Below are 17,507 nucleotides of genomic sequence, written 5' to 3'. Positions count from 1 at the left end.
TTTACTTCTATATCTTTAGTAACTGTCGAATTTAAATTTGAATACGATAGAAATGAGGCAACATGAAAAAAAAGACAAAATATATATTATACATTATCTTAGGAGGAATAGTACTTATGACAATAGCATCAATGAACGGTTGTAGACTGGATGATTACACCGTTCCAAAAAACAGAACAAGAGAACAGTATGATTTTGAAGGCACTTTTGAACCAATGTTTAAGTTTTTAGAACAAGAGAAAAAGGATTTTACTGGATTAAAACTTTATACAAGTAGTGTTTATATTAAAGACGGAGACGAAGTGAAAGATTATGAGATTAGATTAGATACTACCCAATCCGACGTTAAAGGTGACTATATAATAAAGATAGGGGATAATAAAGAGAGTGTTCCTGTTACTTATTCTAACGGCAAACTAACTTACAGCTCAGAGATAACTCCTTTATTTGATGAAGAGATTCTTAACTTAGTTGTTCAAAGAGATCATTTCGCTTCCTTGGATGTGAAAGAGACTTTTAAGAGTGCAGAAACAGAGCTTCGTGATATTATCTACAAGCCAGAAAATCATTCTGAACTCTTTAAACATCTCAAAAACAAGTATGATATGCCAGAGGATACTACCTGTCGAATAAGATTAAAACACTCAAGTGGAACAATCTATGGGATTTCAATCCAAATGAAATCGAAAGATAAGGCTGTTCAAATAGATTTAATGATATTTAAACAATAGGGAGGATAATCAATGAATGGAATTGAAAAAAGTAATCGTCGAGTTGAAATGTCGGCAGTCCTATCTGATGCTGTATATGAATACGAGAGAGAATATACTGCTGGTGGTGACAGCCCAGAAAAAATGGCAGTAGGTGTATTATCTGATGCTGGTATAGATATCGATAGTTATGACATCGTCGACTCCATGTACGACGAGAAGTCAGGTGTTGCTGCTATTGCTGTTAAAGACAAGCTAACCGAGGAAACCTATATTTCCTATGCGGGAACAGACTATGAAGCTGATGGCCATAAGGATATTATTGTGGATGTAGCTATAGGATTAAATGACTCCTTGTATCTGAAGGAAAAGAGTCAGCCTGCTGTTGATTTCTACGATAGGGTAGAAGCAAAAGGATACTATATCACAACAACAACAGGACATTCCTATGGGGAGTTTCAGAGTGGGAGAGTTGCATTAGAGAGACAAGTACTTTATAATTATGGCTTTCAAGGGGCCCCCCAGTCAGTAAACGGCCCAACAGCCCAACAGATGATTGCGAATGGAAATTCTACATTATTTAAAATTATTCATAGTAGCAAGAATTTTGAGGAATTTAAACAAAATTTAAAAACATTTAGCGGGGACTACAGTGGTAGACTATTTGATGCTTCACGAGTAAGACTAATTAAACTTCCAGACGATGATGCTCTTAAACAGTATTGGGATTACTTTTCTCATTTGAAAGAAACTTCTCCTGAAACACTGAAAGCAGCTGAAGAAGAGGCTAAGCGAGTTGAAGAGTTAAGAAAGAATTACAAAGGTCACTCTGTTACTTTTTCTACAACTCGTGACGCACTAACTAATGTTGCTTGGGCACAAAGCGGAAAAGAAATTTCGTTTAAAGGGCAGACACTTGATGGTGAAATTTCTGAATGGCTATTAGATAAAAATACTCCTGCTTTGTTGAGTATTTTAGGGATAACTATGGAAACGAAATATCCTGGTTCTGTAATTGCTGTTGACTTGCCGATTCATCACAATATGACTGAATACAGGAAGAGCGCAGAGGCTTTGCAATATACAAAGCAAATTGTCGTAGAGCAGTTATTTGGTGTTGATATTGAGGGAGATGGGATTTTTGATTTTGCAGTAACGCCTGAGAATTCTACAACTAAAGATCTATTTCCAAAGTATGGTGGCTCAAAAGAAATTCGCTTAGATACAACATCCATGACTATTTTGATTACAAATTTGAGAGCTAGTTTAGGGCATGCGGAGGATTTAGCCGATGTTGCTAAACGAGCAATTCAAGCAAACGAAGAGGTTATGAATGGGTTATCGAATCGTAAAAATAACCTCAAGGATGCGGTTTTCCAGCATTTGAAATCAATAAGTTTGATTGACGCTGTCCAAAAAATAGATAAAGCTTATAGTAATTATGATGGTATTACAGGAACTTTTGATACACTCAACGCTTATGATCCGCAAGAGTTTTCTAGAAAATTTGACTGGCTTGGTATAAGTGGACTTTATGACTATTTGGATAGTGCTGGTAATGACTTTGATCATGGGAAAATTACTTCAAAGTTAAACAGCATGAAGTCAAATACTGAGAGTGTCGTAATGGATATCAATCTGCATAAATTGGCATCAGGAGGGAAATCTGATGGTAAATTATGGCCTCAAGCAGGTATGTATACTCGCTTTGGGACCAAGGGTGCAGAGCTAGTGAATTCATTTGAGGGGATGATTGAGAAAAGTACGACAGGTTTAGATAATCGTTCACATTTTGGAGATGGAATTCCACAAGCTGTTAATGAAATTCTAAGAGTATTGGAACAAAATATCCAAACAATAATTTCTTGTATCTCATATACAATTTCAGTAGCTGAGATTATTAAAACTGCTTTAGAAGAAACGGATAGGGGATTAGCTAGAAATATTGATAGTCTAGATTTTAGTTCAGTGCCAGATGTTAATACAAGTGTTTCACAGGATTATAATTCCTACTTAGAGGAAAGCGGTATATTTGATGATCGTGATGTTATTAGCGCTTTTGATGATCAAATAGATGTTAGATCTGAGGATTTAGCTAATCAAATGTCTTCATCGTTTAGTAGTTATCTAGACAGTGTAAAAGCTGCCATTGAACAGACTAATAAAGTTATGACCACTACTAAATACGATCTCCAAACAATCGTCAATGAGTTTCCTACTGAGATTTACTATAAGCTAAAAATTGATAAAAAGGAAAAGAAAAAATTATATGGTACAGTAGAACCTCTAATTTCTGTATCTGCAACAATTCGAACTGCTATTACAGATATTGATTCTGTGGATATAGACTTGACCACAGCGGCTACAACGATTAATCTAGTTGTATCTATGTTAGGTGGATTCAAACCGGCATTTAGAAATGGGATGGAAGATGCATTTTATGGAGCAGCAAGTTTACAAGGCATTGTTCGTGCTCAAAAAGCAATTGGGGCAGTTATTAAATCATTGCAAATTCGGTTTACAAATTTCAAGAGTGATTTAGACAGTCTCGCTTCAGGTACTGCTGCACAAGCTTTGGGATATAAAGTTGGAGATATGACAAGCCTTATGGGAAATGTTAGTCAAGTAATTGATGATTGTTTTGGAGATGGCTAAAAACAAATTTTAGAATGATGAGTCTAAGATGAAATAGCTATAGGACATTTCTAAAAATACCTAGCAAAACAATGAAAAGTCGTTCCAACTGTTACAATTTCATTGACCACCTGAATTATCAATTCAGGTGTTTTTTTCTTGCACCATGTTTGTATCCTCTGTTGTTCCTAAAAAACACAAAACTTTCCACTCCCATCCCTCCCCTTATGCTATAATAGTCTATAGAAAGTCGAGGGAATGATGAAGAAAATATTATTGATGGTTGTGGTGCAGGGTTTGGCTATCTTTGTGATTACAGGTCTGCTTTGTTTATTTATGCGGGGGGATTTTTTCTTCCGTGCTTTGGCGCCGATTTTTGGTTTGGCAGCGGGAGGTTTTCGCTTCGTGACGGCCATGGTGACAAAAGTATTTGCGCCCAGTCTCTATGAAGACAGCAAGAAAAAGGAATAATCTATAGAGTAGACAGTGGGTCTGAGGTCGTTTGCCTCAGGCCTTTTGTCATAAATATCAGCATTAGTCATGTGAAGCTTTAATATTTTTTAGAAAAAGAACGGACAGAAGGGCTTTCTTAGGCGCTTTGTGGTAAAATAGTAACAGAATTAAAAATTTGGAGAGTAAAGATGAAACGTTCTATGTATGCTGGGCGTGTTCGCAGGGAGCATGTTGGTCAGGAAATCACTTTGAAGGGCTGGGTAGCCCGCCGTCGGGATTTGGGCGGTCTGATTTTCATTGATTTGCGCGACCGCGAAGGCATTATGCAGCTGGTCATCAATCCTGAGACAGTGGCTGCAGAGGTCATGGCAACAGCGGAAAGCCTGCGCAGTGAGTATGTGCTGGAAGTGACAGGTAAGGTGGCTGCGCGTGAGCAGGCCAATGACAAGCTGGCGACAGGAAGCGTGGAGCTGCATGTGGAAAGCCTGACTGTCTTAAATACAGCTAAGACGACGCCTTTTGAAATCAAAGACGGCATCGAGGTGAATGACGATACGCGTTTGCGCTATCGTTATCTAGACTTGCGCCGGCCAGAGATGTTGGAGAACTTCAAGCTCCGTGCCAAGGTGACTCACTCCATCCGCAACTATCTAGATGAGCTGGAGTTCCTTGATGTGGAAACGCCTTTCCTATCTAAGTCAACGCCAGAAGGAGCGCGTGATTACTTGGTGCCTAGTCGGGTTCATCAGGGACATTTTTACGCTCTGCCACAGAGTCCGCAGATTACCAAGCAGCTCTTGATGAACGCTGGTTTTGATCGTTATTACCAGATTGTTAAATGCTTCCGAGATGAGGACTTGCGCGGTGACCGTCAGCCAGAGTTTACTCAGGTGGACTTGGAGACTTCTTTCTTGTCTGATCAGGAGATTCAGGACATTACAGAAGGCTTGATTGCTCGTGTTATGAAAGAGACCAAAGGTATTGATGTTTCTCTGCCTTTTCCTCGTATGAAGTATGATGATGCCATGGCTCTTTATGGTGTTGATAAGCCTGATACTCGTTTTGAGATGTTGTTGCAGGACTTGACAGAGCTTGTCAAGGGAGTTGACTTCAAGGTCTTTTCAGAAGCTCCAACTGTCAAGGCAATCGTCGTAAAAAATGCTGCAGATAAATACTCTCGCAAGGATATTGATAAGCTGACAGAGCAAGCGAAACAGCATGGTGCCAAGGGTCTTGCTTGGGTAAAAGTTGCTGATGGAGAGCTGGCTGGTCCAGTTGCTAAGTTCTTGACAGACTTGACAAGCCAGTTGACAGAAGCTTTACAGCTTGAAAATAATGACCTAGTGCTCTTCGTGGCTGATACTTTGGAAGTGGCCAATGCTGCTTTGGGAGCTATTCGAGTGCGCTTGGCCAAAGAGCTAGACTTGATTGACGCTGATACATTTAACTACCTTTGGGTAGTGGATTGGCCCATGTTTGAATGGTCAGAAGAAGAGGGCCGCTATATGAGTGCCCACCATCCTTTCACCCTGCCTCAGAAAGATTCTGAGCAAGAGCTGGAAGGCGACCTGAGCAAGGTACGGGCTGTGGCTTATGATATCGTCCTCAATGGTTATGAGTTAGGCGGCGGAAGTCTTCGGATCAACCAGAAAGACTTGCAGGAGCGGATGTTCAAGGCGCTTGGCTTCTCAGCTCAAGAAGCTGCTGAGCAGTTTGGCTTCCTTCTGGAGGCTATGGACTATGGTTTTCCACCGCATGGCGGCTTAGCTCTGGGCTTGGACCGCTTTGTGATGCTCTTGGCTGGTGAAGAAAATATCCGCGAAGTCATCGCCTTTCCGAAAAATAACAAGGCTTCTGATCCAATGACACAGGCACCTAGTCCAGTGTCGGTAGCTCAACTAGAGGAATTAAGTTTACAAGTGGAAGCACATGAAGAAGACTAATTTTTATAAACTCTTTCGCTATTATGTCCGCAGGTTTGCTTATAATTTTAAGATTTTGCGGTCTTTAAAGAGTATCTCGCGTGAGAAGTACGATGAGAAGATTTCTGCCTCGCTTGTTTATGGCTTTTTGTCAGCTGTCGCAGTCAATTTCTTCTTTCAGCCGGGGCATGTTTATTCCAGCGGGGCGACTGGTCTGGCGCAGGTCATTACTGCCCTCAGTACTCGCTTCTTTGGTTTTACCATTCCGGTTTCTGTGACCTTTTACGCTATTAATATTCCGCTGATGATTCTGGCTTGGTACCAGATTGGGCATAAGTTTACCATTTTCACCTTTATCACGGTTACCATGAGCTCGCTCTTTATCCAGTTTGTGCCGGAAGTAACCTTGACTGACAATCCTATTATCAACGCCCTTTTCGGTGGTGTGGTCATGGGAGCAGGGATTGGCTTTGCCCTTAAGTCCAGTATTTCCAGCGGTGGGACAGACATTGTCAGCCTGACCATTCGCAAGAAAACAGGTCGGAATGTCGGTCATATTTCCTTGATTGTCAATGGGATTATTATGCTGATTGCGGGTCTGACCTTTGGCTGGGAGTATGCGCTGTACTCCATGATTACTATTTTTGTATCAAGCCGAGTGACGGATGCTGTCTTTACCAAGCAGAAGCGTATGCAAGCTATGATTATCACCAGTCATCCAGACAGAGTGATTGATAAGATTCACAACAAGCTGCACCGTGGGGCGACAGTTATTCATGGCGCTGAGGGAACATATAATCATGAGAAAAAAGCTGTTCTGGTGACGGTGATTACCCGAGCGGAGTTTAATGAATTCAAGCAAATCATGAAGAATACAGATCCAGCTGCCTTCGTCTCCGTAGCGGACAATGTCCACATCTTGGGACTCTTTGTTGAGGAATGAAGATATCCATTAAGTTTGGGAATGCGAAGCGGTATAGTGTGGGAGTTTGTGCTTAAAACGAGGTTTTATGATAGAAGATTAATATGCGGTAGGACAATAGTCCCACCGCTTTCTATTCTCTATGGTGGAGGGTGGAAATCTCAAGTAAGAAAAGATATACAAATGCAGGAGATCTTTAGATAATGACGACTTATAAAAAAATCATGAATATCGCTTTGCCGGCTATGGCGGAGAATTTTTTGCAGATGCTCATGGGAATGGTCGATAGCTATCTGGTGGCCAGTCTTGGGCTGATTGCCATCTCTGGTGTCTCAGTGGCTGGCAACATCATTACGATTTATCAGGCAATCTTTATCGCACTGGGGGCTGCCATTTCCAGTCTCATTTCCAAGACTCTGGCACAGGGAGACAAGGAGCGTTTGGCCTATCATACAGCCGAGGCTATCAAGCTGACCTTGCTTCTGAGCCTTTTATTGGGGCTGGTTTCCTTGCTCTTTGGCAGGCAGATGCTGGACCTTCTGGGGACAGAAAAGGCGGTGGCTGAAGCAGGCGGTCTTTATCTGGCTCTGGTTGGTGGGACTATTGTTCTGCTAGGCTTGATGACTTCCTTTGGGGCTCTAGTGCGGGTCACGCGCAATCCTAGATTTCCCATGTATGTCAGTCTTCTGACTAATGTCCTCAACGCTCTCTTTTCCGGTCTGGGGATTTACGTCTTTCGGCTTGGTATTGTTGGTGTAGCGTTGGGGACGGTGCTAGCTCGTTTGGTCGGTGTGCTGATTCTCTGGCGGGAGCTGGATTGGTCCACAATCAGCTGGAGCTGGGGCTTAGATGGAGAACTCTTGCGCCTGTCTCTGCCGGCTGCTGGAGAACGGCTCATGATGCGGGCTGGTGATGTAGTTATTATCGCCATTGTGGTCGTCTTTGGGACGGACGCAGTAGCGGGGAATGCCATCGGTGAAGTCCTGACTCAGTTTAACTATATGCCAATCTTCGGGGTCGCAACAGCAACAGTCATGCTGGTAGGCCATGCGGTAGGTGAGGGAGAGATGCAAGAGGTCGTTCTGATTCGTCAGCGGACCTTCTGGCTGTCTTTTGCTTGCATGCTGCCCATGGCTCTAGGAATTTTCGTTTTTGGTCGGCCGCTGACCTTGCTCTATACGGATAATAGCGGAGCTATTAGAGCCAGTCTTTCAGTCATGCTTTTCTCCCTGCTGGGAACTCCCATGGCAGTGGGAACCGTGATTTACACAGCTATCTGGCAGGGGCTGGGCAATGCCAGACTGCCTTTTTATGCCACGACTGTTGGCATGTGGCTGATTCGCATCGTTACTGGTTACTTGCTGGGTGTGACCTGTGGCTTGGGTCTGCCGGGAGTCTGGACTGGGATGCTCTTGGACAATGGCTTCCGCTGGCTATTTTTAAAGGTTTTATTTGACAGAAAAATGAGGGAAATCACATGAAAAAAGCGTTTATTTGGGATTTGGACGGCACCTTGCTGGACTCCTACGATGCTATTTTGGCGGGGATTGAGGAAACCTATACTCACTATGGTTTGGACTTCGACAGGGCGAGTATTCACAGCTATATCCTAAAGCACTCTGTCCAGAAGCTCTTGGAAAAAGTAGCGTCTGAGAAAGGTCTGGACGCTGCCGAGATGAATGTCTTTCGTGGAGCAAGCCTAAAGGAGAAAAATGCTCAGGTCCATCTGATGGAAGGAGCAGCGGAGATACTGGCCTGGGCTGAAGAGCAGGGCATTGCCCAGTTCGTTTATACCCACAAGGGACTCAATGCCCATCAAATCTTGCAAGACTTGGGTATTCATGACTATTTTACAGAAATCATCACAACAGCCAACGGCTTTGAGCGCAAGCCCCACCCAGAAGGTGTCGACTATCTGCTCGAGAAATATGGCCTGGATAAGCAGCAGACCTACTATATCGGCGACCGGACACTTGATGTGGATGTCGCCGCCAACAGTGGTATCCAGAGCATTAACTTCTGTGCCTACCGACCAGAAATCAATCTGAAAATAGAGAAGTTGATGGACATCAAGCAATTATTTACAAGATAAAAAGCAGACCAGAATTGATCTACTGTCAGTCTAGCCTGCTTTTTCTTTTACATATGCTCAATGTGAAGTTCCAGCAAGAACTCAAGAACCTCGGGAGAACAGTTTTCTTTTTCAATTGCGAAACCAGTGTTCTCTCCTATCAAGATATAAAAATCTTGCTTTGTCATAATGACTTTGACAATATCATCATAGGTATAGTGAAATTCTCCACGTTTATTCTGAGCTACAAAAGCCTCTCTGTCAAATATCAGAGTGACCTCCATGTTCTGAAATAAAGGATTTTTTTGCTAGGCCCTCTTTATCTGATAATTCATGCCAAAATAGTACATAGAGGCGCAAATAGGGGGAGCCAATATGATAGATATTATCTTTTTCTCTAACGGACTGAACATTACGTAGGCGAACAGCCCGATTATCAGTATGATTATGTATAATACAAATCCTTTTCGTCGTATGAGAATAGCCCATGAAAATCTTTTATAAACTTCTTCAGTCAGAAGAGTTGTAATACGGATTGGAAACATCTTTTACCTCCAGTTTTTATTATTATACCATATATGAGCGATAAGATTTAGCCGAGTCTTCCTAGGAGATGCCATCTTTTATAGGAGGTGAGTGATTTTTTCGTTTTTATCTAAAACCAGCACATCTGGCATGCTTAGGCCACACCAAAAGTTATAATCAATGCTGGAGTCGAATGCGCTTAGTAAAATGCAGATAAGGTTGCCGTGGGAGCTGAGGATAATTTCCTCATTTTGATGTTTGCTTTCCAGTTCTTGAAGAAGAGCTAAGGCTCGCTGTTGAGCTTGTTGATTAGACTCGCCACCAACAAGTGAAAATGTTGGCTGTGACCAAAGTTGCATGAGGGCTTCTTCAAAATCTTGGTCGGCAATCGCTTGACTGCTTAGCTTTCGCTCTATTAGACGTCTGTCGGTTTGAATAGCGAGTTTCAGACTCTGAGCCAAAGGCTCAACCGTTTGGATGGCTCTTTGATAGGGGCTGGAATAAATGGCGGTAATGGATTTGTATGCTAAAAATTCAAGCTGTGCCAAGGATTCTCGCCCTTTGTCTGATAATGGTCGGTTGATTTCATCAGGTGTATAGTTAGAATGCGCATGACGGATAAAATAGTAGGTATTGTTCATAGGATGATTATAGCAAAATTTGGATCTCAGGACACTTTTTACCCTTTTCCACGCCGCCTTTTCTGTCTTTGTCCGCCTTTCGTGTTATAATAAACCTATGGAAAAAAAGAACAAGTTATTATTAATCGACGGTTCGTCCGTTGCTTTTCGCGCTTTTTTTGCGCTTTATAATCAAATTGACCGTTTCAAGAGTCCATCAGGTCTGCATACCAATGCCATTTATGGCTTCCACCTCATGCTCAATCATCTCTTGGAGCGCGTGCAGCCGACCCATGTCCTAGTAGCTTTTGATGCTGGTAAGACGACCTTCCGGACTGAGATGTACGCAGACTATAAGGCAGGTCGGGCCAAGACGCCGGATGAATTTCGTGAGCAGCTGCCCTTTATCCGAGAAATGCTGCAGCACTTGGGCATTCACTACTACGACTTGGCTCAGTACGAGGCGGATGACATCATCGGAACCTTGGACAAGATGGCTGAAAAGACAGCTGTGCCTTACGATGTGACCATTGTCAGCGGTGATAAAGATTTGATTCAGCTGACAGATGATAATACCGTGGTGGAGATTTCCAAGAAAGGCGTGGCCGAGTTTGAGGAGTTTACACCAGCCTACCTCATGGAAAAGATGGGTATCACGCCTGAGCAGTTTATTGACCTCAAGGCGCTGATGGGCGATCAGTCGGATAATATCCCCGGTGTGACCAAGATCGGTGAGAAGACTGGCCTCAAGCTCCTCTTGGAGTATGGCTCTTTGGAAAATCTCTATGAAAACATTGACCAGCTCAAGGCTTCCAAGATGAAGGAAAATCTCATCAATGACAAGGACAAGGCTTTCTTATCTAAAACTCTAGCTACTATCAATACTCAGGCTCCGGTTGAAATCGGGCTGGATGATTTGGTTTATAAGGGTCCGCAGCTAGAGGCTCTGAGCAAGTTCTACGACGAGATGGGCTTCAAGCAGCTCAAGGCTCAGCTAGGAACTGGTCAAGAGCCGGTAGAAGTCAAACCAATTGAATTTACCAAAGTGACTGAGGTGACAGCGGATATGCTGGCACCAGAGCAATTTTTCTATTTTGAAATCTTGGGTGACAACTACCACAAGGAAGAGATTGTCGGCCTTGCCTGGGGCGATAGCCGTCAGATTTATGTCGGCACCAGCGATTTACTGCAGCAACCTCTCTTTCAGGAGTTTTTGACAAAAACAGCTTTGAAAACTTACGATCTCAAGCGGACCAAAGTACTGCTCAGTCATTACGGCATTGAACTGCCAGCAGCATCCTTTGATGCGCGCCTAGCCAAGTATCTGCTTTCGACGGTCGAAGACAATGGGCTGGCGACTATTGCTCGCCTCTACGGCCAAACAATCCTGCCGACTGATGACGAGGTGTATGGAAAGGGAGCCAAGCGTGCTCTGCCGGAGCAAGAGCAGCTCTTTGAGCATCTAGCTCGTAAAGTTCAGGTACTGCTGGAAACAGAAGAGCCAATGAAAGACCAGCTCCGTTCCCACGATCAGCTGGATTTGTTGCTTGAAATGGAGCAGCCGCTGGCCTTTGTCCTAGCCAAGATGGAGATTGCAGGGATCAAGGTTGAGCGGGAAACCCTGCAAGGTATGCAGGCGGAAAATGAAAAGACGCTGGAAAGTCTGACTCAGGAGATTTATGATCTGGCTGGTCAGGAGTTTAATATTAACTCGCCCAAACAGCTGGGAACCATTCTCTTTGAAGATATGGGATTGCCACTGGAATACACCAAAAAGACCAAGACGGGCTACTCGACAGCGGTGGATGTGCTGGAGCGTTTAGCACCGATAGCACCGATTGTGTCTAAGATTCTGGAATACCGTCAAATCAGCAAGCTTCAGTCGACTTACATTATCGGATTGCAAGAGGCCATAGCGGCTGATGGCAAGATTCATACTCGCTATGTTCAGGATTTGACTCAGACGGGCCGCCTGTCCTCGGTTGACCCGAACCTGCAGAATATCCCTGTTCGTTTGGAGCAGGGGCGTCTTATTCGCAAGGCCTTTGTGCCAGAGTGGGCAGACAGTGTGCTACTCAGCTCGGATTATTCCCAGATTGAGCTGCGGGTGCTGGCTCACATTTCGCAGGATGAGCATCTGATTGCGGCCTTTCAGCATGGAGAAGATATTCACACGGCTACAGCTATGCGGGTCTTTGGTATTGAAAAGGCAGAGGATGTGACACCTAATGACCGCCGTAATGCCAAGGCTGTCAACTTCGGAGTGGTCTATGGAATTTCCGACTTTGGCCTAGCCAATAATCTGGGAATTTCCCGCAAGGCTGCTAAGGACTACATTGAGACCTATTTTGAGCGTTTCCCAGGAATCAAAAATTATATGGAAACCATTGTCCGCGAAGCGCGTGATAAGGGATATGTAGAGACCATTTACCATCGCCGTCGCTCCTTGCCGGACATCAATTCCCGCAACTTTAACATCCGAAATTTTGCGGAGCGCACAGCCATTAACAGCCCAATCCAAGGATCCGCCGCAGACATTCTCAAAGTCGCTATGATTAATCTGGACCGAGCTCTGACTGAGAAGAATTTCAATTCTCGCATGCTCTTGCAGGTGCACGATGAAATCGTGCTAGAAGTGCCAAATGACGAGTTAACAGCCGTCCGCCAGCTAGTCAAAGAAACCATGGAAGCCGCGATTGAGCTAGCCGTTCCACTAGTAGCTGATGAAAATGCCGGCCAAACTTGGTACGAGGCGAAGTAAGATAAGATACAAAGAGCGTCAAAACCGACTGAAAATTAGGCAGCCGGACGAAGGAGCGATGCTCCTAGAACGGATTATCTATTTTCCAAGGTTTTAGCTCGTGTTCAGTTTAAGATATCAAGGGCGTAAAACACAAAGTGAAAATAGAAAGCTGACACAGCATTCGATGAATGCGAGGAAGCTTGTCTTTTTCACACGGTACTTAGACTAGATTCTGTTAAAACATGAATACTACAAAACTATCCAACTTTATTATGAATGAGGAGGAAGCCCATGACTTATCATTTTCAAAATCCCAGTGATGCCATCGTCAAGCATTATTTGAAAAACAGCAAGGTGATTGCTGTTGTCGGACTGTCTGATCGTGAAGAAACGACCAGTAACCGTGTGTCCAAAGAGATGCAAGATCGGGGCTATCGCATTATCCCTGTCAATCCGCGGGCAGCGGGCAGTCAGATTTTTGGTGAGACTGTTTATGCCAGCCTTAAAGACATTCCTTTCCCGGTGGATATTGTCGATGTATACCGTCGCAGTGAGTTTTTGCCAGATGTGGCACTGGATTTTCTGCAGTCAGATGCCAAGATTTTCTGGGCTCAGTTGGGCTTGGAGAGCGAGGAGGCTGAGCAGATTTTGCGGACAGCCGGTCGGGATGATATTGTCATGGCTCGCTGCATTAAGCGCGAGCATACACGCTTGATTCTGGGCGAATAAGATGGCCAAGTTAGTTATCATTCGTGGAAATTCCGGCTCTGGCAAGTCTAGTCTCGCTGGGAAACTGCAGACTCACTACGGCCGAGGAACTCTCCTGATATCGCAGGATACGGTTAGACGGGACATGCTCAAGGAAAAGGTTGAGCCAGGGAATTTGTCTATTGACCTGACAGAGACATTGGCACGCTTCGGTTACGAACATGATTTGCTGGTTCTGGTAGAAGGATTTTATGAGACAGACATTTATGGACAGATGCTAGAACGGTTGAAAAAAATCTTCGCTCCGCAGGTCTTTGCTTACTACTATGACCTATCCTTTGAAGAAACAGTCCGTCGCCATCAGACCAGAGCTAAACAAGAAGAATTTACCCCAGCCGACATGAAGCGCTGGTGGAAAGACCGAGACTTCTTAGGCTGGGAAGAGGAATCCTTCTTCACAGATGAGGATTCGCTGGAGGCAGCCTTTGATATAATCCGCTCTGCCCTTGACAGAACAGACTATAATAGTAAATAAAAAAACAACTCACAAGCTTAGGACAAGGAGTTCCGTGCTTGCGGGTTGTTTTCGTTTAGAATAGCTTTTTCTTTTTTCAACTCTTCGTAGAAGAGAATGTAAGCAGTCGCTGTATAAGGGAGAACCATAATATTCAGTACACCGTAAGTCATTCTGGCCAGTAAATTCCAACCGATGAAGCTCAGATCCAGCATAAATAGCTTTCTCTTGTAGCCCTTCATGAGCTTCCGGCTTTGACGGATAGCATAGAAAGCTCCCCGGTAACTCCCGGTCTCAAGCTGGTCGTAGAGTATCAGTTCTGCTTGAGAATATGCGTAGTACTGAGGGATGGTGATGCCTAGACCAACCAATATCAAGAGGCTTCCCAGTAACATACCAGGAGTGTATTGAAGAATCTGCTGGCCTACAGCACTTTGAGCCATCAGCGCAGTATGGGCAGGAAGTTTTTCTGAAATGTTGAGAATCTTATAAGCATTGAAGACGGACAGAAGACTCCCGCAAAATATAGGAAGATTCCAAAGGAAAAGCAATAGCTGCTTGAGCAAAACGGTTTTGAAAACAGGTGTGAAGTTCTTGCTCGTAAAAAGATGCCCAATATCTGAAAAGCGAACCTCATCCTTTTTCTTGCGGATGACGGTTATCATGGTGTAGCTGGCAGAAATCAGCAGGAGAGTCGTGATAAACTGGATGGTCGTCGGAAAAAGATTTTTGCTAACGAGGAGATAGATAAATTGCCTGAAGCTCAGGTTGGGAATGGAATTTCTTAGATTGTCATAAAGGGAAAGTAAGATACTGAGGGTGCTGACAAGGGTTGGGGCCGCAAACAAAAGAAAAATCCCCCTCGTTTGGCTCCGGATGGTTCGAGCCTGAGCTCTGATGTTACTTAGATTCATAATTCCTCCATTTGGATTTGTCTGTTACATTATATCATACCCCGTGACAGATAGAAGTTTTTTTGGTAAAATCATACGGTATCTTGTGAGCCCTTGCTGCTCCTTATATAGAAGAAAAATCGCTGGGACTGTTTTTCCCAGCAGGAGGAAACATGTCAACATCACCGATTCAGTATCGTTTGATTAAAAAAGAAAAACACACAGGTGCTCGTTTGGGAGAGATTATCACGCCTCACGGGACTTTCCCGACGCCTATGTTTATGCCGGTTGGAACCCAGGCGACAGTTAAGACCCAGTCCCCTGAAGAGCTCAAGCAAATGGGCTCTGGTATTATCTTGGCCAATACCTATCATCTCTGGCTACGTCCAGGCGATGAGCTGATTGCCCGTGCAGGTGGCCTGCACAAGTTCATGAACTGGGACCAGCCTATTCTGACTGATAGTGGCGGTTTCCAGGTCTATTCTTTAGCTGACAGCCGCAACATCACAGAAGAAGGAGTAACTTTCAAGAACCACCTCAATGGTTCCAAGATGTTCCTGTCGCCAGAAAAGGCCATCTCTATCCAGAACAATCTGGGTAGCGACATCATGATGTCCTTTGATGAGTGTCCGCAGTTCTACCAACCTTATGACTATGTCAAGAAGTCTATTGAGCGGACCAGCCGTTGGGCAGAGCGTGGACTCAAGGCGCACCGCCGTCCACACGACCAAGGTCTCTTTGGGATTGTTCAGGGTGCTGGCTTTGAAGATTTGCGTCGCCAGTCTGCTCAAGACTTGGTCAGCATGGATTTCCCAGGCTACTCAATCGGAGGACTGGCAGTTGGTGAGTCTCACGAAGAGATGAATGCAGTGCTGGACTTCACAACACCTATGCTGCCTGAAAACAAGCCCCGCTATCTTATGGGAGTGGGAGCACCAGATAGCTTGATTGATGGGGTTATCCGTGGCGTTGATATGTTTGACTGCGTCCTGCCGACTCGGATTGCCCGAAACGGTACCTGTATGACCAGTGAAGGACGTCTGGTGGTTAAAAATGCTCAGTTTGAGGAAGATTTCACTCCGCTGGATCATGACTGTGACTGCTACACTTGCAGCAACTACACGCGGGCCTATATTCGCCACTTGCTTAAAGCGGACGAAACCTTTGGGATCCGCCTAACCAGCTATCACAACCTCTACTTCTTGGTAAACCTTATGAAGAAGGTGCGCCAAGCTATCATGGATGACAACTTGCTAGAATTCCGTGAAGACTTTATTGAGCGCTACGGCTACAATAAATCCAGCCGAAATTTCTAAGGAGCTCCATTTGAAAGGGGAAGCTATGTCTGATGAAGAGAAATTGCTGAAAAGATTGACAACGAATCTGTCAGACGACCAAAAACATATCTTGCGTATTTACGGTCATGGTGCTTCGGGCAAGTCAACTTTTGCTCGAAAACTCCAACTAATATTGGGTGAGGAACGAGCCAATCTTCTGGAAACAGATCCTTATGTAATTACTGGGGAGTATCGAGATCTCCTCAGTTCCAAAGATTTTCCTCATCAAAAAGTAACAGCCTGTCTCCCAGCTGTTCATGAACTAAGCAGCCTGGAGCGAGATATTTGTGCCTTGCAGTATGGTCTGGATATTCTGACCATTGGCACAGCTTGGTCGCCTAGCTTGCGCTTATCAGCCCAAAAGCCGATTTTAATAGTAGAAGGCATGTCGGCTGCCTTTTTGCCTGAAAGTTTGTTTGATTTGTCGATTTGCTTTTACACGGACGATCAGACCGAGTTAGAACGCCGCTTGGCACGGGATGTGGCTGTGCGAGAGCGCAGGCCAGAGTGGATAGAGCAGACGCATCTAGCTCGACGAGAGCAATATAAGCACTTTTATCAGCCCTATCTAGCAGCTGCTGATCTTGTCATCTGCCAGTCAGGCAACAGTTTTCGCATCGAAAAGGACAGCCCCTTACTATAAAATAAAGTAGCCAAAGGTAAATTTTCATTTTTGATCTCACTGATGTGCGTCAGTGGGATTTTGTATTTTCTGAATACAAAATCGAATAAATAGATGAAAAAGTCTGAATTTTTTTCTAGATAATGACTTACAAGCCTTATAAATTGTTTAGAAAACACTTTCATAAAAAATTATCCTAAAAATCTTTAAAAAATTACTCAAATCCCTTGCAATGACTGGTTCTTTGTGTTAAGATACTATGGTGCTGTAAAAATACAGCGTGTAGCTTTGATGCAAGAGGTTGCGACACGCTCGGTTGCATTGCCACGCAATCACCTGTCGGTTTTCTTGTGGAGCTAGCCTATTATCTTAAATAGACGAAAAGGAGAAAAAGATGGCAAACAAAAAAATCCGCATCCGTTTGAAAGCTTACGAACACCGTACGCTTGATACAGCGGCTGCAAAAATCGTAGAATCAGCTACTCGTACAGGTGCACAAGTTGCGGGTCCAATCCCACTTCCAACTGAGCGTAGCCTCTACACAATCATTCGTGCGACTCACAAATACAAAGACTCTCGCGAACAATTTGAAATGCGTACTCACAAACGCTTGATCGACATCATCAACCCAACTCAAAAAACAGTTGACGCTTTGATGAAATTAGATCTTCCAAGTGGTGTGAACGTAGAGATTAAACTTTAATCTAAAGCTTGATCTAAACCAGAGCATGAAAAACGCTCGTTAAAAACTTTTTGAAAAAATTATAGAAAAGGAAACATTTTCTCATGACAAAAGGAATCTTAGGGAAAAAAGTGGGAATGACTCAAATCTT

General features: G+C 44.0%; 15 protein-coding genes and 1 pseudogene. 13 read left to right on the top strand and 3 right to left on the bottom strand.

Annotated elements, in window-relative coordinates; translation table 11 throughout:
- Positions 1 to 62 precede the first annotated feature (62 nt).
- The 7 genes from RP262_RS03935 (at position 63) to RP262_RS03905 (ending at position 8,733) form a co-directional block, all read left to right on the top strand.
- The gene (locus RP262_RS03935; protein WP_311154382.1) at positions 63 to 731 is read left to right on the top strand and encodes a hypothetical protein; all 669 of its coding nucleotides are present in this window, start codon (positions 63 to 65) and stop codon (positions 729 to 731) included.
- Between the two features lie 12 nt (positions 732 to 743).
- Positions 744 to 3,365: an SA1320 family protein gene (locus RP262_RS03930; RefSeq protein ID WP_311154381.1), complete on the top strand. Its 2,622-nt coding sequence runs from the start codon at positions 744 to 746 to the stop codon at positions 3,363 to 3,365.
- Positions 3,366 to 3,602: 237 nt separating this feature from the next.
- Complete coding sequence (locus tag RP262_RS03925) at positions 3,603 to 3,815, top strand: hypothetical protein (RefSeq protein WP_311154380.1); 213 nt, start codon at positions 3,603 to 3,605, stop codon at positions 3,813 to 3,815.
- Between the two features lie 170 nt (positions 3,816 to 3,985).
- Positions 3,986 to 5,740, top strand: coding sequence for an aspartate--tRNA ligase (gene aspS / locus RP262_RS03920; RefSeq protein WP_311154379.1), 1,755 nt, complete (start codon positions 3,986 to 3,988; stop codon positions 5,738 to 5,740).
- The gene (locus RP262_RS03915) at positions 5,727 to 6,662 is read left to right on the top strand and encodes a YitT family protein (protein ID WP_311154378.1); all 936 of its coding nucleotides are present in this window, start codon (positions 5,727 to 5,729) and stop codon (positions 6,660 to 6,662) included. Before aspS ends, RP262_RS03915 begins: the two co-directional genes overlap by 14 nt.
- A 182-nt stretch (positions 6,663 to 6,844) precedes the next feature.
- Positions 6,845 to 8,122, top strand: a complete 1,278-nt coding sequence (locus tag RP262_RS03910; protein WP_311154377.1) for an MATE family efflux transporter — start codon at positions 6,845 to 6,847, stop codon at positions 8,120 to 8,122.
- Positions 8,119 to 8,733: an HAD-IA family hydrolase gene (locus RP262_RS03905; protein ID WP_311154376.1), complete on the top strand. Its 615-nt coding sequence runs from the start codon at positions 8,119 to 8,121 to the stop codon at positions 8,731 to 8,733. Before RP262_RS03910 ends, RP262_RS03905 begins: the two co-directional genes overlap by 4 nt.
- A 47-nt stretch (positions 8,734 to 8,780) precedes the next feature.
- On the opposite strand, the pseudogene RP262_RS03900 reads toward RP262_RS03905, so the two are convergent.
- Both RP262_RS03900 and RP262_RS03895 read right to left on the bottom strand, forming a co-directional pair.
- Positions 8,781 to 9,257: pseudogene (locus RP262_RS03900) on the bottom strand (YcxB family protein).
- 78 nt (positions 9,258 to 9,335) lie between these two features.
- A complete protein-coding gene (locus tag RP262_RS03895; RefSeq protein WP_009659209.1) occupies positions 9,336 to 9,878 on the bottom strand; it encodes a histidine phosphatase family protein in 543 nt (180 codons plus the stop codon).
- Between the two features lie 97 nt (positions 9,879 to 9,975).
- Here RP262_RS03895 and polA point away from each other — a divergent pair, with 97 nt between their 5' ends.
- The 3 genes from polA (at position 9,976) to RP262_RS03880 (ending at position 13,843) form a co-directional block, all read left to right on the top strand.
- Positions 9,976 to 12,618: a DNA polymerase I gene (gene polA, locus RP262_RS03890; protein ID WP_311154375.1), complete on the top strand. Its 2,643-nt coding sequence runs from the start codon at positions 9,976 to 9,978 to the stop codon at positions 12,616 to 12,618.
- Between the two features lie 273 nt (positions 12,619 to 12,891).
- Positions 12,892 to 13,329, top strand: coding sequence for a CoA-binding protein (locus RP262_RS03885; protein WP_227969220.1), 438 nt, complete (start codon positions 12,892 to 12,894; stop codon positions 13,327 to 13,329).
- A 1-nt stretch (position 13,330) separates the two neighbouring features.
- Entirely contained in the window at positions 13,331 to 13,843 is a 513-nt protein-coding gene (locus RP262_RS03880) for a kinase (protein WP_227969218.1), read from the top strand.
- Positions 13,844 to 13,860: 17 nt separating this feature from the next.
- Here RP262_RS03880 and RP262_RS03875 read toward each other — a convergent pair whose 3' ends face one another.
- On the bottom strand, positions 13,861 to 14,736 hold the full coding sequence (locus tag RP262_RS03875) for a DUF975 family protein (RefSeq protein ID WP_311154374.1): 876 nt from the start codon (positions 14,734 to 14,736) through the stop codon (positions 13,861 to 13,863).
- 152 nt (positions 14,737 to 14,888) lie between these two features.
- Between RP262_RS03875 and tgt the strand changes: the two genes are divergently transcribed.
- The 3 genes from tgt (at position 14,889) to rpsJ (ending at position 17,377) form a co-directional block, all read left to right on the top strand.
- Positions 14,889 to 16,031: a tRNA guanosine(34) transglycosylase Tgt gene (tgt, locus tag RP262_RS03870; RefSeq protein WP_223313988.1), complete on the top strand. Its 1,143-nt coding sequence runs from the start codon at positions 14,889 to 14,891 to the stop codon at positions 16,029 to 16,031.
- A gap of 25 nt (positions 16,032 to 16,056) precedes the next feature.
- The gene (locus RP262_RS03865; protein ID WP_311154373.1) at positions 16,057 to 16,695 is read left to right on the top strand and encodes a phosphoribulokinase; all 639 of its coding nucleotides are present in this window, start codon (positions 16,057 to 16,059) and stop codon (positions 16,693 to 16,695) included.
- A gap of 373 nt (positions 16,696 to 17,068) precedes the next feature.
- Positions 17,069 to 17,377 carry a 30S ribosomal protein S10 gene (rpsJ, locus tag RP262_RS03860; protein ID WP_003009585.1) on the top strand — a complete coding sequence of 103 codons (309 nt, stop codon included), beginning with the start codon at positions 17,069 to 17,071 and terminating at the stop codon, positions 17,375 to 17,377.
- Positions 17,378 to 17,507: the final 130 nt, after the last annotated feature.

The sequence above is a fragment of the uncultured Streptococcus sp. genome (assembly GCF_963456385.1).
Taxonomy (GTDB): Bacteria; Bacillota; Bacilli; order Lactobacillales; family Streptococcaceae; genus Streptococcus.
The sequence above is the reverse complement of the archived record's forward strand: the minus strand, read 5'-3'. Positions and strand labels throughout refer to the sequence as shown.

What these genes read in the sequence shown, in the direction of transcription:
- RP262_RS03935 (WP_311154382.1), top strand. Translation starts at nt 63, where the DNA reads ATGAAAAAAAAGACAAAATATATATTATACATTATCTTAGGAGGAATA.
- RP262_RS03930 (WP_311154381.1), top strand. Translation starts at nt 744, where the DNA reads ATGAATGGAATTGAAAAAAGTAATCGTCGAGTTGAAATGTCGGCAGTC.
- RP262_RS03925 (WP_311154380.1), top strand. Translation starts at nt 3,603, where the DNA reads ATGATGAAGAAAATATTATTGATGGTTGTGGTGCAGGGTTTGGCTATC.
- aspS (WP_311154379.1), top strand. Translation starts at nt 3,986, where the DNA reads ATGAAACGTTCTATGTATGCTGGGCGTGTTCGCAGGGAGCATGTTGGT.
- RP262_RS03915 (WP_311154378.1), top strand. Translation starts at nt 5,727, where the DNA reads ATGAAGAAGACTAATTTTTATAAACTCTTTCGCTATTATGTCCGCAGG.
- RP262_RS03910 (WP_311154377.1), top strand. Translation starts at nt 6,845, where the DNA reads ATGACGACTTATAAAAAAATCATGAATATCGCTTTGCCGGCTATGGCG.
- RP262_RS03905 (WP_311154376.1), top strand. Translation starts at nt 8,119, where the DNA reads ATGAAAAAAGCGTTTATTTGGGATTTGGACGGCACCTTGCTGGACTCC.
- RP262_RS03895 (WP_009659209.1), bottom strand. Translation starts at nt 9,878, where the DNA reads ATGAACAATACCTACTATTTTATCCGTCATGCGCATTCTAACTATACA.
- polA (WP_311154375.1), top strand. Translation starts at nt 9,976, where the DNA reads ATGGAAAAAAAGAACAAGTTATTATTAATCGACGGTTCGTCCGTTGCT.
- RP262_RS03885 (WP_227969220.1), top strand. Translation starts at nt 12,892, where the DNA reads ATGACTTATCATTTTCAAAATCCCAGTGATGCCATCGTCAAGCATTAT.
- RP262_RS03880 (WP_227969218.1), top strand. Translation starts at nt 13,331, where the DNA reads ATGGCCAAGTTAGTTATCATTCGTGGAAATTCCGGCTCTGGCAAGTCT.
- RP262_RS03875 (WP_311154374.1), bottom strand. Translation starts at nt 14,736, where the DNA reads ATGAATCTAAGTAACATCAGAGCTCAGGCTCGAACCATCCGGAGCCAA.
- tgt (WP_223313988.1), top strand. Translation starts at nt 14,889, where the DNA reads ATGTCAACATCACCGATTCAGTATCGTTTGATTAAAAAAGAAAAACAC.
- RP262_RS03865 (WP_311154373.1), top strand. Translation starts at nt 16,057, where the DNA reads ATGTCTGATGAAGAGAAATTGCTGAAAAGATTGACAACGAATCTGTCA.
- rpsJ (WP_003009585.1), top strand. Translation starts at nt 17,069, where the DNA reads ATGGCAAACAAAAAAATCCGCATCCGTTTGAAAGCTTACGAACACCGT.